The organism is Actinoplanes sp. SE50/110, from assembly GCF_900119315.1.
Taxonomy (GTDB): Bacteria; Actinomycetota; Actinomycetes; order Mycobacteriales; family Micromonosporaceae; genus Actinoplanes.
Genome location: NZ_LT827010.1, coordinates 6591776 through 6607075 on the forward strand (window position 1 = coordinate 6591776; position 15300 = coordinate 6607075).

A 15300-nucleotide genomic window follows, 5' to 3' on the forward strand; every position below is an offset into this window, starting at 1 on the left:
GTTCTCACGCTCCCTGCGTCGTGTCGCCGAAGTCAAAGTCTTCGAGTGCCCGAGAGATCAGGCTTTCGGTGTCCATCTCGTCGATGGACAGGGTTTCCGCCGGCTCCGGGCTCTCCGCCGCGGCGACGCGGACGCCGCCCAGTTCGAGCAGGGCGTCCAACAGGCCGGCGTCGCGCAGCCGGCTGAGCGGGATGTCCCGCAGCACCTGCCGCACCTCGGCCTCGCCGCCGTCCGTCTCCGGGCCGTCGGCGAAGTGGCTGAGCAGGTGCTCGGCCAGGGCCGCGGGGGTCGGATAGTCGAAGATCAGGGTCGGCGACAGGCGGATGCCGGCCGCCGCCGTGAGGGCGTTGCGGAACTCGACCGCGGACAGCGAGTCGAAGCCCAGGTCGGAGAAGGCCCGACCGGCGTCGACGGCATCCGCCGAGGCGAAGCCGAGCACCGTCGCGGCCTGACCGCGGACCAGGGTGAGCAGCAGGGCGAGCCGGTCGGGCCGGTCCAGGCCGGCGAGCCGGGCCCGCCACTCGGCGCCGTCCGGGGTGCCGGCCGCACCCGCCGAGCGGGCCGGGCGGCGGCGCAGCAGGCCCTGCAGCAGCGGCGGCACCAGCTGCGGGTCGGCGCCGTCGAGGTCCAGGCCGAGTGGCACCAGGACCGGGGCCGGAGTGGAGACCGCGGCGTCGAACAGGGCCAGGCCCTTGGCCCCGGTCAGCGGGACGACACCACCGCGGCGCATCCGCGCGACGTCGGCCGGGGACAACTCCCCGCCCATCCCACCACCGGTCGAACCCCACAGCCCCCAGGCCATCGACACCGCCGGCAGACCCTGGGCCCGCCGGAGCTGCGCCAGACCATCCAGGAAGTTGTTCGCCGCCGCATAGTTCGCCTGACCCGGATTGCCGAACACACCCGCCGCCGAGGAGAACACCACGAACGCCGACAGCTCACCGGCAAGCTCATGCAGATGCCACGCGGCATCCGCCTTGGGCGCCAGCACCCTGTCGAGCCGTTCGGGTGTCATCGAGGCGAGCACACCGTCATCCAGCACACCGGCCGTGTGCACCACACCGTCGACCGGGAACTCCTCCAGGAGCCCGGCGACCGCGTCCCGATCCGAGACGTCGCAGGCGACCACGTTGACCGTCGCGCCGAGCCGCTCCAGGTCAGTCCGCAGCTCAGCCGCCCCCGGGGCGTCCGGGCCGCGCCGGCTCACCAGCAGCAGGTCGACGATCCCGTGCTGATCGACCAGGTGACGGGCGACGACCGCACCCAGACCGCCGGTACCACCGGTCACCAGGACCCGACCCGCGAAAGCCGGCCCACCGGCGGTGACGGTGGACCGCACCAACCGTGGCGCGAACAGCTCGCTCCCACGAATCGCCACCTCAGCCTCGCCACCGGCCAAGGCCGCGGCGACATCACCACCATCGGTGTCCACCAGCACGAACCGACCCGGATTCTCCGCCTGCGCCGACCGCACCAGACCCCACACCGGCGCCTGCACCACATCCACCACATCACCGTCCGCGACCGCGACCGCATGCCGGGTCACCACCACCGACGGCTCACCCTCCTGAAGCCTCGCCAGGACCGCGTCGAGAACCGCGCGAACCCGTACCGGGACGGCGACACCCGGACCGGGGTCGAACCGCGCCGCCTCCAGCACGACGATGTCCTCAGCGACCGCGGTGCCGGGTGCGACCGCCTGCCACGACAGGCGCAGCAGGCCGTCCACGTCGGCGGCTCGCATCGCCGCCGGATCGACCGGACGGGAGGTCAGCGCCGCAACGGTCAGCATCGGCCGCCCGGCCCGGTCGGCGACCCGGATGGTGAGATCGTCGCCGGTCCCGGCCGGGGAGATCCGGACCCGGATCGTCGCCGGGCCGCCGTCGGCGAACGCTTGCACGCCCGACCAGGCGAACGGCAGCACGATTCGGCCGTCACCGTCGCCGTCCGCGTGGGTGAGCAGCACCGCGTGCAGCGCGGCGTCCAGCAGGGCCGGGTGCAGCGTGTACCGGTCGGCGTCGGCCTCGTCGGTCGCGACCTCGGCGAAGATCTCGTCGCCCCGGCGCCAGGCGGCACGCAACCCCTGGAACGCCGGACCGTAGCCGTAGCCGGCCTCCGCCAGGGCCGGGTAACCGCCGGTCAGGTCGACCGGTTCGGCGCCGGTCGGCGGCCACTGCAGCAGGTCGAACCCGGCGGGAGCGGTCTCCTCGGTGAGGGTCGCCTCGGCGTGCAGCTGCCACTCGCCGGCGCTGTGCTCCGGGCGGGAGTGCACCCGGACCCGGCGGCGGCCGGAGGCGTCGGCGGGCGAGACCACCACCCGCAGCTGGGCGCCGGCGTCCGGGCCGGTCAGCGCCAGCGGCGCGACGAGGGTGAGCTCTTCGACCGTCGGGCAGCCGACCTCGTCACCGGCCCGGACGGCGAGTTCGACGAAGCCGGTGCCGGGGAACAGGATCGTGCCACCGACCACATGATCGGCCAGCCACGGCTGCGCGGACACCGCCAGGCGGCCGGTCAGCACGACGCCCTCGTCGTCCGGCAGGACCACCACGGCGCCCAGCAGCGGGTGATCGGGAGCGGTCAGGCCGGCCGACGACACGTCGCCCGAGCCGAGGCCGGCGGCGGCGCCGGACCACGCCTCTTTCCAGTAGTCGAGGGCGTCCAGCCAGAAGCGCTGCCGCTGGAACGGGTAGGTCGGCAGCTCGACCGCGCGGGCGTCGCGGCCGGCGTAGAAGGCGGTCCAGTCGATCGCGGCGCCGGTCTCGAACAGGCGGCCGGCGGCGGTGGCGGTGGCGAGCAGTTCGCCGGTGTCCCGCTGCTGGGCGGCGATCGTCGCCAGCTCGTCGGTGTTGTAACCGATCAACGTCGTCAGCGTCGCGTCTGGGCCGATCTCCAGGACCGTGCCGACGCCGCGCTCGACCAAACCGGCGACGGTGTCGGTGAAACGCACCGCATCGCGGACATGGGCGACCCAGAACGCCGGATCCGTCACGTCACCCGCGGCGAGCACCGGATACGCCGGCTTCGCGTAGGTGAGGCCGGCGGCGACGGCGGCGAACTCGGCCAGCATCGGCTCCATCAACGGTGAGTGGAAGGCATGCGACACCTTGAGCCGGCGTGCGTTCGGGAACTGCTCGGCGATCGCCAGCACCTCGGCCTCGACACCCGAGATCACCGTGGACGCGGGCCCGTTCAGCGCGGCGATGCCGACACCGGCCGTCAGAGCGACCCGGTCCGCGCTCACCGGCAGGGCCACCATCGCCCCACCCGCCGGCAGCGCCTGCATCAGACGGCCCCGGGCCTCCACCAGACGACACGCGTCTTCGAGCGACCACACGCCCGCGACGTAGGCCGCCGCCAGCTCGCCGATCGAATGCCCGCCGACCACCCCGGGGCGTACGCCCCAGGACTCGAACAGACGGAACAGGGCCACCTCGAAAGCGAACAGGGCGGGCTGGGCGAAACCGGTCTCGTGCAGGGGTGCGGGGTCGTCGCCCCACATCACCTCACGCACCTCCGCGGTGAAGCCGGCGAGCACCTCGTCGAGGGCCGCCGCGAACACCGGGAACGCTGTGTACAACTCGCGGCCCATGCCCAGACGCTGCGAGCCCTGGCCGGTGAACACCACCCCGACCGGACCCTTGCGGATCGGGGTAGGGGTCGGTGCACCCCCTGCCGCCCGTCGCGCCCGGGCCACCAACCCGGCGCGGTCCGCGCCGGACAGGGCGGTGCGCTGCTCGAATGCCGCGCGCTTGGTGCCGACCGAGAAGGCGAGGTCGAGCGGTCGGATCGCGGGGTCGGCCTCCAGCAGATCGGCGAACCGGCCGGCGAGAGCGGCGAGAGCGTCCGGGGTGCGGGCCGACAGCGGCACGACAATCGGGCTCTCGTCGTCGGTCCCCGGGGTCACCGGGGGCTCCTCGGCCTGCTCGATGATCACGTGCGCGTTGGTGCCACTGATCCCGAACGAGGAGACACCCGCCCGGCGGGGACGGCCGTCAACCGCCCATTCCTGGGCCTCGGTCAACAGTTGGATGTTGCCGGCGGTCCAGTCCACGTGCGGAGACGGCTCGTCCAGGTGCAGCGTGCGCGGGGCGACCCCGTGCCGCATCGCCATCACCATCTTGATCACACCCGCCACACCCGCGGCAGCCTGCGTGTGCCCGATGTTCGACTTGATCGAGCCGAGCAGCAGCGGCCGGTCGTCCGGCCGGTCCTGGCCGTAGGTCTCCAACAGCGCCTGCGCCTCGATCGGGTCACCCAACACCGTGCCGGTGCCGTGGGCTTCGACCACGTCGACGTCCGCGGTGGAAAGGCCCGCCGACGCCAGCGCCTTACGGATCACCCGACGCTGCGACGGCCCGTTCGGCGCCGTCAACCCGTTCGACGCGCCATCCTGATTCACCGCCGAACCCCGTACCACCGCAAGAATCCGATGACCGAGACGCTTGGCGTCCGACAAACGCTCCACCAGCAAAACCCCGGCACCCTCGCCCCACGCGGTGCCGTCAGCACCCGCGGCGAAAGACTTGCAACGACCGTCACGCGACAAACCACCCTGCCGCGAAAACTCGACGAACACCTCAGGCGTCGCCATCACCGCAACCCCGCCGACAACCGCCAGCGAACACTCCCCCGCCCGCAGCGCCTGCGCCGCAAGGTGCAGCGAGACGAGAGAGGACGAGCAGGCGGTGTCGACCGTCATCGACGGCCCTTCCAGGCCGAGCACATAGGACAACCGGCCCGAGGCGACCGCGCCGGTCGAGGAGTTGGCGGCGTAGTCGTGATACATCATGCCGACGAACACACCCGTGTCGGAGCCGCGCAGAGTGGTCGGATCGATGCCGGCGCGCTCGAACACCTCCCACGACACTTCGAGCAGCAGCCGCTGCTGCGGATCCATCACGAGCGCCTCATTCGGCGAGATCCCGAAGAAGCCCGGATCGAACAGATCCGCGTCGTGCAGGAAACCACCCTCACGCACATACGACTTACCGGCTGTGCCCGGAACCGGATCGAAGACCTCACTGCCCCAACCACGGCTCGTCGGGAACTCCGTGACGCCGTCGACGCCGTCGGCGACCAGGTCCCACAGGCCTTCGGGGGAGACCACGCCGCCCGGATAGCGGCAGGCCATGCCCACGATCACGATCGGGTCGTCATCGACGGCCGCCACGGCCACAGCCGACTCCTCGGCGGCGCCGGACAGCTCCGCCAGCAGGAAGTCCGCCAGCGCCGACGGGGTCGGGTAGTCGAAGATCAGCGTCGGGGACAGCTTGATGCCGACCGCCGCCGCGAGCGTGTTGCGGAACTCGACCGCGGACAGCGAGTCGAAACCCAGATCGGAGAAGGCACGCCCGGCGTCGACGGCATCCGCCGAGGCGAAGCCGAGCACCGATGCGGCCTGCGCGCAAACCAGGTCGCTCATCAGGGCCAGGCGGCCGGGCTCGTCCAGGTCGGCGAGGCGGGAGCGCCAGACCGACGCGCCGGCCGAGACGGCGGTGCGGGACGGTCGGCGGCGCAGCAGACCCTGCATGAGCTCCGGGACGGCCAGCGGGTCGGCGCCCGAAAGATCCAGGCCGAGCGGGACCAGGACCGGGGCCGGGGTGGAGACCGCGGCGTCGAACAGGGCCAGGCCCTTCGCCTCGGTCAGCGGGACGACACCGCTGCGGCGCATCCGGCCGAGGTCGGCGGCCGAGAGGTCGCCGCCCATGCCGCTGTCGGCGGAACCCCACAGCCCCCAGGCCAGCGAGAGGGCCGGGAGTCCCTGCGCCCGCCGAAGCTGCGCCAGACCATCCAGGAAGTTGTTCGCCGCCGCATAGTTCGCCTGACCCGGATTGCCGAACACACCCGCCGCCGAGGAGAACACCACGAACGCCGACAGCTCACCGGCAAGCTCATGCAGATACCACGCGGCATCCGCCTTGGGCGCCAGCACCCGATCGAGGCGCTCCGGCGTCATCGAACCGAGCACACCATCGTCGAGGACACCCGCCGTATGCACGATGCCGTCGACCGGGAACTCGTCCAGCAACGCCGCGACCGCGTCCCGATCCGACACGTCACACGCCACCACGTTGACCGTCGCGCCGAGCAGCTCCAGATCAGCCCGCAGCTCAGCCGCACCCGGGGCATCCACACCACGACGACTCACCAGCACCAGGTCGGTGATCCCGTGATGATCCACCAGGTGACGAGCGACGACCGCACCCAGACCACCCGTACCGCCGGTCACCAGGACCCGACCCGAGAACACCGACCCGTCACCGCCGACACCGGACCGCACCAGACGCGGCGCGAACACCTCGCCCCCACGGACCGCCACCTCAGCCGCACCACCGGCGAGAGCCCCGGCCACATCACCACCATCGGTGTCCACCAACACGAACCGACCCGGATTCTCCGCCTGCGCCGACCGCACCAGGCCCCACACCGGCGCCTGCACCACATCCACCACATCGCCATCCGCGACCGCCACCGCATGCCGGGTCACCACCGCAAGCGGATCACCCTCCCGCACCTTCGCCAGCACCCCGGCCAGCACCGCACGCACCCGTACCGGAACGGCGACACCCGGACCCGGGTCGAACCGTGCCGCCTCCAGAACGACGACGTCATCCGGGACGGCGGTGCCGGAAACGACCGGCTGCCAGGCGAGACGTAGCAGACCGTCCACACCGGTCGTGCGCATCGCGGCCGCGTCGACCGGGCGCAGGGTCAGCGAGTCGACGGTGGCCACCGGGCTGCCGGTGGCGTCGGCGACCTGCAGGCGCACCCCCTCACCGGGGGCGGTAGGGGTGACCCGGACCCGTACCGCGGCGGCTCCGGCCGCGTGCAGGGTCACGCCCGACCAGGCGAACGGCAGGCTCGCCGTCTCCCCGCTGCCCTCGGTCAGCGCGATGGCGTGCAGGCAGGCGTCCAGGACCGCGGGATGCAGCCCGTACCGGCCGGACTCGGCCCCCTCGACGGCGACCTCGGCGAGCACATCGGCGCCCTGCCGCCAGGCCGCGCGCAGCCCGCGGAAGGCCGCACCGTAGGGCAGACCGGCCTCGGCCAGCGCCGGATACAGGCCGGTGACATCCAGCGGCTCGGCACCGGCCGGCGGCCACTGGAACAGGTCGAACCCGGCTGCCGGGGCACGGTCGGCGAGAACCGCCTCGGCGTGCAACCGCCACTCGGCGGCGCCGTGCTCGGCCCGGGAGTGCACCTCGACCCGGTGCCGGCCGGCCTCGCCGGTAGGCATGACGGTCACCCGCAGCTGGGCGGCGGCGTCCGGACCGGCCAGCGCCAGCGGCGCGATCAGGGTCAGCTCCTCGACGAACGGACAGTCGACCTCGTCACCGGCCCGGACGGCGAGTTCGACGAAGCCGGTGCCGGGGAACAGGATCGTGCCGCCGACGACATGATCGGCCAGCCACGGCTGCGCGGACACCGCGAGGCGGCCGGTCAGCACGACACCGCCGGTGCTGGGCAGGGTCACCACCGCCCCCAGCAGGGGGTGATCGGGAGCGGTCAGGCCGGCGGAGGAGACGTCGCCCGAGCCGAGGCCGGCAGCGGCGCCGGACCACGCCTCCCGCCAGTAGTCGAGCGAGTCCATCCAGAAACGCCGCCGCTGGAAGGGGTAGGTGGGCAGGTCGACCCGGCGGGTGTCGCGGCCGGCGTAGAAGGCGGTCCAGTCGATCGCGGTGCCGGTCTCGAACAGGCGGCCGGCGGCGGTCGCCACCGCGGTGGTCTCCCCGGCATCGCGGTGCTGGCCGGCGATCGTCGCCAGCTCGTCGGTGTTGTAACCGATCAACGTCGTCAACGTCGCGTCCGGGCCGATCTCCAGGACCGTGCCGACGCCGCGCTCGACCAGGGCAGCGACGGTGTCGGTGAAACGCACGGCGTCGCGGACGTGGGCGACCCAGAACGCCGGATCGGTGACGTCGCCAGAGGTCAAAATCGGAAGAGACGATTGGTGGTACGTCACGCCACCCGCGATCTCAGCGAACTCCGCCAGCATCGGTTCCATCAGCGGCGAGTGGAAGGCATGCGACACCTTCAACCGGCGCGCGTTCGGGAACTGCTCGGCGATCGCCAAGACTTCCGACTCGACGCCCGAGATCACCGTGGACGTGGGGCCGTTCAAAGCGGCGATGCCGACGCCGGGCGTCAAAACCAGCTGGTCCGCGCTGACCGGCAGGGCCACCATCGCCCCACCCGCAGGCAGCGCCTGCATGAGCCGGCCGCGGGCCTCCACCAGACGACACGCGTCTTCGAGGGACCACACCCCGGCGACATACGCCGCTGCCAGTTCGCCGATCGAGTGGCCGCCGAGCACGGTCGGGCGGATGCCCCAGGACTCGAACAGACGGAACAGGGCCACCTCGAAAGCGAACAGAGCCGGCTGGGCGAAACCGGTCCGGTTCAACGCCTCAGCGTCATCACCCCACACGACCTTCCGGACATCAGCGGTGAAGCCGGCGAGCACCTCATCAAACGCCGCCGCGAACACCGGGAACCGCGCATGCAGCTCCCGACCCATCCCCAGACGCTGCGACCCCTGACCCGTGAAGACGACACCCAGGTCCCCGGGGCGAGCGGTCGAGGCGGTAGCGGTGCGCAAGGCCTCCCCCAGGGAGGCGCGAGAGGTGGCGACCACGGCGGCGCGCTGCTCGAACACCGCACGGCTCGTCGCGACCGAGAACCCGAGATCCACCGGACGCAGACTCGCCGCGACCTCACCCAGCCGATCGGCAAGATCAGCAAGCGCCTCCGGCGTCCGCGCCGACAACGGCACCACCACCGGACCGTCATCATCAGCCCCCGGCGTCACCGGAGACTCCTCGGCCTGCTCGATGATCACGTGGGCGTTGGTGCCACTGATGCCGAACGACGAGATACCCGCCCGGCGGGGACGGCCGTCGACCACCCATTCCTGGGCCTCCGACAGGAGCTGGATGTTGCCGGCGGTCCAGTCCACGTGCGGAGACGGCTCGTCCAGGTGCAGCGTGCGCGGGGCAACCCCGTGCCGCATCGCCATCACCATCTTGATCACACCCGCCACACCCGCGGCAGCCTGCGTGTGCCCGATGTTCGACTTGATCGACCCCAACAGCAAAGGCCGCTCACGATCCTGGCCATACGTTTCCAGCAGCGCCTGCGCCTCGATCGGATCACCCAACACCGTGCCGGTGCCGTGGGCTTCGACCACGTCGACGTCCGCGGTGGAAAGGCCCGCCGACGCCAGCGCCTTACGGATCACCCGACGCTGCGACGGCCCGTTCGGCGCCGTCAACCCGTTCGACGCGCCATCCTGATTCACCGCCGAACCCCGTACCACCGCAAGAATCCGATGACCGAGACGCTGAGCGTCCGACAAACGCTCCACCAGCAAAACCCCGGCACCCTCGCCCCACGCCGTGCCGTCAGCACCCGCGGCGAAAGACTTGCAACGACCGTCACGCGACAAACCACCCTGCCGCGAAAACTCGACGAACACCTCAGGCGTCGCCATCACCGCAACCCCGCCGACAACCGCCAGCGAACACTCCCCCGCCCGCAGCGCCTGCGCCGCAAGGTGCAGCGAGACGAGAGAGGACGAGCACGCGGTGTCGACCGTCATCGACGGCCCTTCCAGCCCGAGCACATAGGACAACCGGCCCGAGGCGACCGCGCCGGTCGAGGAGTTGGCGGCGTAGTCGTGATACATCATGCCGACGAACACACCCGTGTCGGAGCCGCGCAGAGTGGTCGGATCGATGCCGGCGCGCTCGAACACCTCCCACGACACTTCGAGCAGCAGCCGCTGCTGCGGATCCATCACGAGCGCCTCATTCGGCGAGATCCCGAAGAAGCCCGGATCGAACAGATCCGCGTCGTGCAGGAAACCACCCTCACGCACATACGACTTACCGGCCGTGCCCGGAACCGGATCGAAGACCTCACTGCCCCAACCACGGCTCGTCGGGAACTCCGTGACGCCGTCGACGCCGTCGGCGACCAGGTCCCACAGGCCTTCGGGGGAGACCACGCCGCCCGGATAGCGGCAGGCCATGCCCACGATCACGATCGGGTCGTCATCGACGGCCGCCACGGCCACAGCCGACTCCTCGGCGGCGCCGGACAGCTCCGCCAGCAGGAAGTCCGCCAGCGCCGACGGGGTCGGGTAGTCGAAGATCAGCGTCGGCGACAGCTTGATGCCCACCACCGCGGCCAGGGCGTTGCGGAACTCGACCGCGGACAGCGAGTCGAAACCCAGATCGGAGAAGGCGCGGCCGATCTCCACCCCGGCCGGGGTGGCGTAGCCCAGAGCCGACGCGACCTGACCGCGGACGACCTGCAGCACGGCGGCCGGCCATTCCTGCTCGGGAAGGGCGGCCAGGGTGCGCCGCAGCGACGACTGCGCGGTTGCGGGCCGCCGCCGGCGGGTGCTCGGCACCAGGGTGCGCAGCAGCGCGGGCACGAAGTCGAGCCGCCGCCGGATCACGCCGAGGTCCAGCGAGACCGGGACGGCCACCGGCGTGCCGGCGGCGAGGGCGGCGTCGAACAGGGCGACGCCGCGTTCCGGGGTGATCGGGCGGATGCCGTTGGCGTTGAGCCGGGTGGCGTCCGCGGCCGACAGTTCACCACCCATGCCGCCGGTGGAGCCCCACAGCCCCCAGGCCAGCGAGACAGCCGGAAGACCCCGGGCGCGCCGGAACTGGGCCAGCCCGTCGAGGAAATTGTTGGCCGCCGCGTAGTTCGCCTGGCCCGGGTTGCCGAGCACCCCGGAGGCGGAGGAGTACAGCACGAAGGCGGTCAGGTCACCGGCCAGCTCGTGCAGGTGCCAGGCGGCGTCCGCCTTGGGGGCGAGGACCCGGTCGAGGCGCTCCGGGGTCATCGCGTCGAGCACCCCGTCGTCCAGCACGCCGGCCGTGTGCACCACGCCGTCGACCGGGAAGGCGGCCAGCAGCGCCGCGACCGCCTCCCGGTCGGACACGTCGCAGGCGACCACGTGCACCGTTGCCCCGAGCCGCTCCAGATCCGCCCGCAACTCGCGGGCGCCCGGCGCCTCCAGTCCACGCCGGCTGACCAGCAGCAGATCCGAAATCTCATGATTCTCGGTGAGGTGGCGGGCGATGATCGCACCCAGCCCACCGGTACCACCGGTCACCAGGACCCGGCCCGAGAACGAGACGCCCTCGCCGGGGGCGGCCCGGACCAGCCGTGGCGCGAAGACCCGCGCGCCGCGGACGGCGGCCTCCGGCTCACCGCTGGCCAGGGCTCCGGCGATGTCGCCGCCGTCGGTGTCGACCAGCACGATCCGGCCCAGGTTCTCCGCCTGCGCCGACCGCACCAGACCCCACACCGGCGCCTGCACCACGTCCACCACATCGCCGTCCGCGACCGCGACCGCGTACCGGGTCACCACGACGACGGCGGTGCCCTCCTGCAGCTTCCGCAGCACCCCGGCCAGCACCGCACGCACCCGCAGTGGGACTGCGGCCCCCGGCCCCGGGTCGAACGCTCCCGCCTCGACCACCTCGACCTGAGCGCCGTCGGGTCCGGTGGCGTAGACGGCACCGCTGGTGGCGTGGGCAGATGCGGTAGCGGCCGGGGCAGCCGGTCCGGCGGCACGGCCGGTGCCGTGGGCGGCGGCGCTGATGGCCTGGGCGGCCACGCTGAGGGCCTGGGCGGTGGCGGTCACCGCCGCGCTCAGCGCCTGGCCGGTGGCGGTCGCCGCCGCGCTCAACGCCTGGCCGGTGACGTTCGCCGCGGCGCTGATGGCCTGGGCGGCTCCCCCGGCGGCGTGGCCGGTGCCGGCGGTCGGGGCGGCCGCGCCGGCGTTGTCGATCGGCTGCCAGACGAGCTGGTGGACCGGCTCGGCGGCACTCCCCACCGCCTCGCTGATCGGCCGCATGACCAGGGAGTCCACCGTGGCCACCGGTGAGCCGGCCGAGTCGGCGATCGTGATGGACAGGGTGCGCGGCCCGGTGTGCGACAGCCGCACCCGTAGCGCCGCCGCGCCGGAGGCACGCAGGGTGACTCCGGTGAAGGAGAACGGGACAACCGCGCTGTCCCCCAGGACCCCGGTGTGTGAGACGGCGTGCAGGGCCGCGTCGAGCAGGGCGGGGTGCAGCAGGAACCGGTCGGTGCCGAGGTTTTCCGGGGCGATCTCCGCGTACACGTCGCTGCCGGAGGTCCAGGCGGCGCGCAGGTTCCGGAAGGCCGGGCCGTAGGTGTAGCCGCCCTCGGCGAGTTCCCGGTACACCTCGCCCACCTCGATCGGCTCGGCGCCGGCCGGTGGCCACGTGCCGCTGAGCGAGGCGCCGGGCGAGGTGGTGGCCGAGGCGGCGGCGAGCTGGCCGGTGGCGTGCAGCAGCCAGGGTTCGGTGGAGGCGCCCTCGGGGCGGGAGTAGATGGACAGGGGGCGGCGGCCGGCCTCGGGGGCGCCGACGACGACCCGGATCTGGAAGCGGTCGGTTTCGGTCAGGACGAGCGGGGCGATCAGCGACAGGTCCTGCACCACGTCGTGGCCGACCTGGTCGCCGGCCTGGACGGCGAGTTCGACGAAGCCGGTGCCCGGGAACAGCACGGCGCCGGCGATGACGTGGTCGGCGACCCAGCGGTGGGTGGGCAGCGACAGCCGGCCGGTGAGGACCACGGTGTCCGGGTCGGCGAGGGTGACGACGGCGCCGAGCAGCGGGTGGTCGGTGGAGTCGATGCCGGCCGAGGCGACGTCGGCGGCGCGGAACTCGGCGTCCAACCAGTAGCGGTCGCGCTGGAACGGGTAGGTGGGCAGCTCCACCTGCCGGGGGTCGCGGCCGGCGTAGAAGGCGGTCCAGTCGATCGCGGTGCCGGTCTCGAACAGGCGGCCGGCGGCGGTGGCGGTGGCGAGCAGTTCGCCGGTGTCCCGCTGCTGGGCGGGGATGGTGGCGAGCTCGTCGGTGTTGTAGCCGATCAGCGTCGTCAGTGTGGAGTCGGGGCCGATCTCCAGGACCGTGCCGACGCCGTGGTCGATCATCCGGGTGACGGTGTCGGTGAAACGCACGGCGTCGCGGACGTGGGCGACCCAGAACGCCGGATCGGTGACGTCGCCGGAGGTCAAGATCGGAAGAGACGATTGGTGGTACGTCACGCCGCCCGCGATCTCAGCGAACTCCGCCAGCATGGGTTCCATCAGCGGCGAGTGGAACGCATGCGACACCTTCAACCGGCGCGCGTTCGGGAACTGCTCGGCGATCGCCAAGACTTCCGACTCGACGCCCGAGATCACCGTGGACGTGGGGCCGTTGAGTGCGGCGATGCCGACGCCGGGCGTCAAAACCAGCTGGTCCGCGCTGACCGGCAGAGCCACCATCGCCCCACCCGCAGGCAGCGCCTGCATGAGCCGGCCGCGGGCCTCCACCAGACGACACGCGTCTTCGAGGGACCACACTCCGGCGACGTACGCCGCCGCCAGTTCGCCGATCGAGTGGCCGCCGAGCACGGTCGGGCGGATGCCCCAGGACTCGAACAGTCGGAACAGGGCCACCTCGAAAGCGAACAGAGCCGGCTGGGCAGAACCGGTCCGGTTCAACGCCTCAGCGTCATCACCCCACACGACCTTCCGGACATCAGCGGTGAATCCGGCGAGCACCTCATCGAACGCCGCCGCGAACACCGCGAACCGCGCATGCAACTCCCGACCCATCCCCAGACGCTGCGACCCCTGACCCGTGAAGACGACACCCAGGTCACCGGCACGGGCGGTCGACGCGGTCACCGTGCTCAGCCGGTCGGTCAGCTCGGTCCGGGACCCGGCCACCACCGCCGCACGCTGCTCGAACACCTGGCGCCCGGTAGCCACCGAATACCCCACGTCCACCGGCCGCAGGTCCCCGGCGACCCCGCGGAGGCGCTCGGCGAGGTCGGCCAGCGCATCCGGTGTGCGCGCCGACAGCGGCAGCACGACCGGCCCCTGATCGTCGCCGGGCGGGGCGACGGTCTCGGCCTGCTCGATGATCACGTGCGCGTTGGTGCCACTGATCCCGAACGAGGAGACACCGGCACGGCGGGGACGGCCGTCGGCCACCCACTCCTGAGGCTCCGACAGCAGCCGGATGTTTCCCGTCGACCAGTCCACATGGGGTGTCGGTTCGTCCAGGTGCAGGGACCGCGGGGCGACCCCGTGCCGCATCGCCATCACCATCTTGATCACACCCGCCACACCCGCGGCAGCCTGCGTGTGCCCGATGTTCGACTTGATCGACCCCAACAGCAGCGGCCGCTCACGATCCTGGCCATACGTTTCCAGCAGCGCCTGCGCCTCGATCGGGTCACCGAGGACGGTCCCCGTGCCGTGCGCCTCCACCACGTCGACATCCGCCGACGACAGGCGAGCCGACGCCAGCGCCTTGCGGATCACCCGACGCTGCGACGGGCCGTTCGGCGCCGTCAACCCGTTGGACGCGCCGTCGGAGTTGACGGCGGAACCGCGTACCACCGCAAGAATCGGGTGACCGAGACGCTGCGCGTCGGACAGCCGCTCGACCAGCAGCACACCCGCGCCCTCGCCCCAGGCCGTGCCGTCGGCACCCGCGGCGAAGGACTTGCACCTACCGTCGCTGGACAGGCCGCCCTGCCGGCTCATCGCCTGGAACGGTCCGGGGGTGGCCATCACCATGACGCCGCCGGCCAGCGCGAGGGTGCACTCCCCGGCCCGCAGCGCCTGGCCGGCCAAATGCAGCGCGACCAGCGACGACGAGCAGGCGGTGTCGACGGTCAGCGACGGGCCTTCGAGGCCCAGCACGAACGACAGCCGGCCGGAGATCACCGCGCTGGTCGCGGCGGTGCCCAGGAACGCCTCGGTGAGTTCCGGCGACAGGTCGAGCAGGGCGCCGTAGTCCTGCATGCCGGAGCCGATGTAGACGCCGACGGCTTGGCCGCGGACCGTGGCGGGCGCGATGCCGGCCCGTTCGAAGGCCTCCCACGCGGTCTCCAGGACGAGCCGCTGCTGCGGGTCGGTGACCAGGGCCTCGCGCGGGCTCATGCCGAAGAACGCGGGGTCGAAGTCGCCGGCCCCGTCGAGGAAACCGCCGACCCGGGCGAAGCCGGCGCTGTCCGGGCCGAGGTCCCAGCCGCGGTCGCCGGGAAACGCGGCGATCGCGTCGGTGCCGCCGGCGACCAGGCCCCAGAGTTGTTCCGGGGTGTCGGCCCCGCCCGGGTAGCGACAGGCCATCCCGATGATCGCGATCGGCTCGGCGTCGGCCTCCTCGCGCTCCTGCAGTTGGCGCCGGGTCTGGTGCAGGTCCGCGGTAACCCGCTTGAGGTATTCGAGGACCTTGTCGTCAGTCGCCATGGTGC

At 72.3% G+C, this 15300-nt stretch carries 1 protein-coding gene; it reads right to left on the bottom strand.

Features of this window, described 5'->3' with window-relative positions; genetic code table 11:
* Positions 1 to 4: 4 nt before the first annotated feature.
* Entirely contained in the window at positions 5 to 15295 is a 15291-nt protein-coding gene (locus ACSP50_RS29770) for a type I polyketide synthase (RefSeq protein ID WP_014693010.1), read from the bottom strand.
* Between the last annotated feature and the right edge of the window lie 5 nt (positions 15296 to 15300).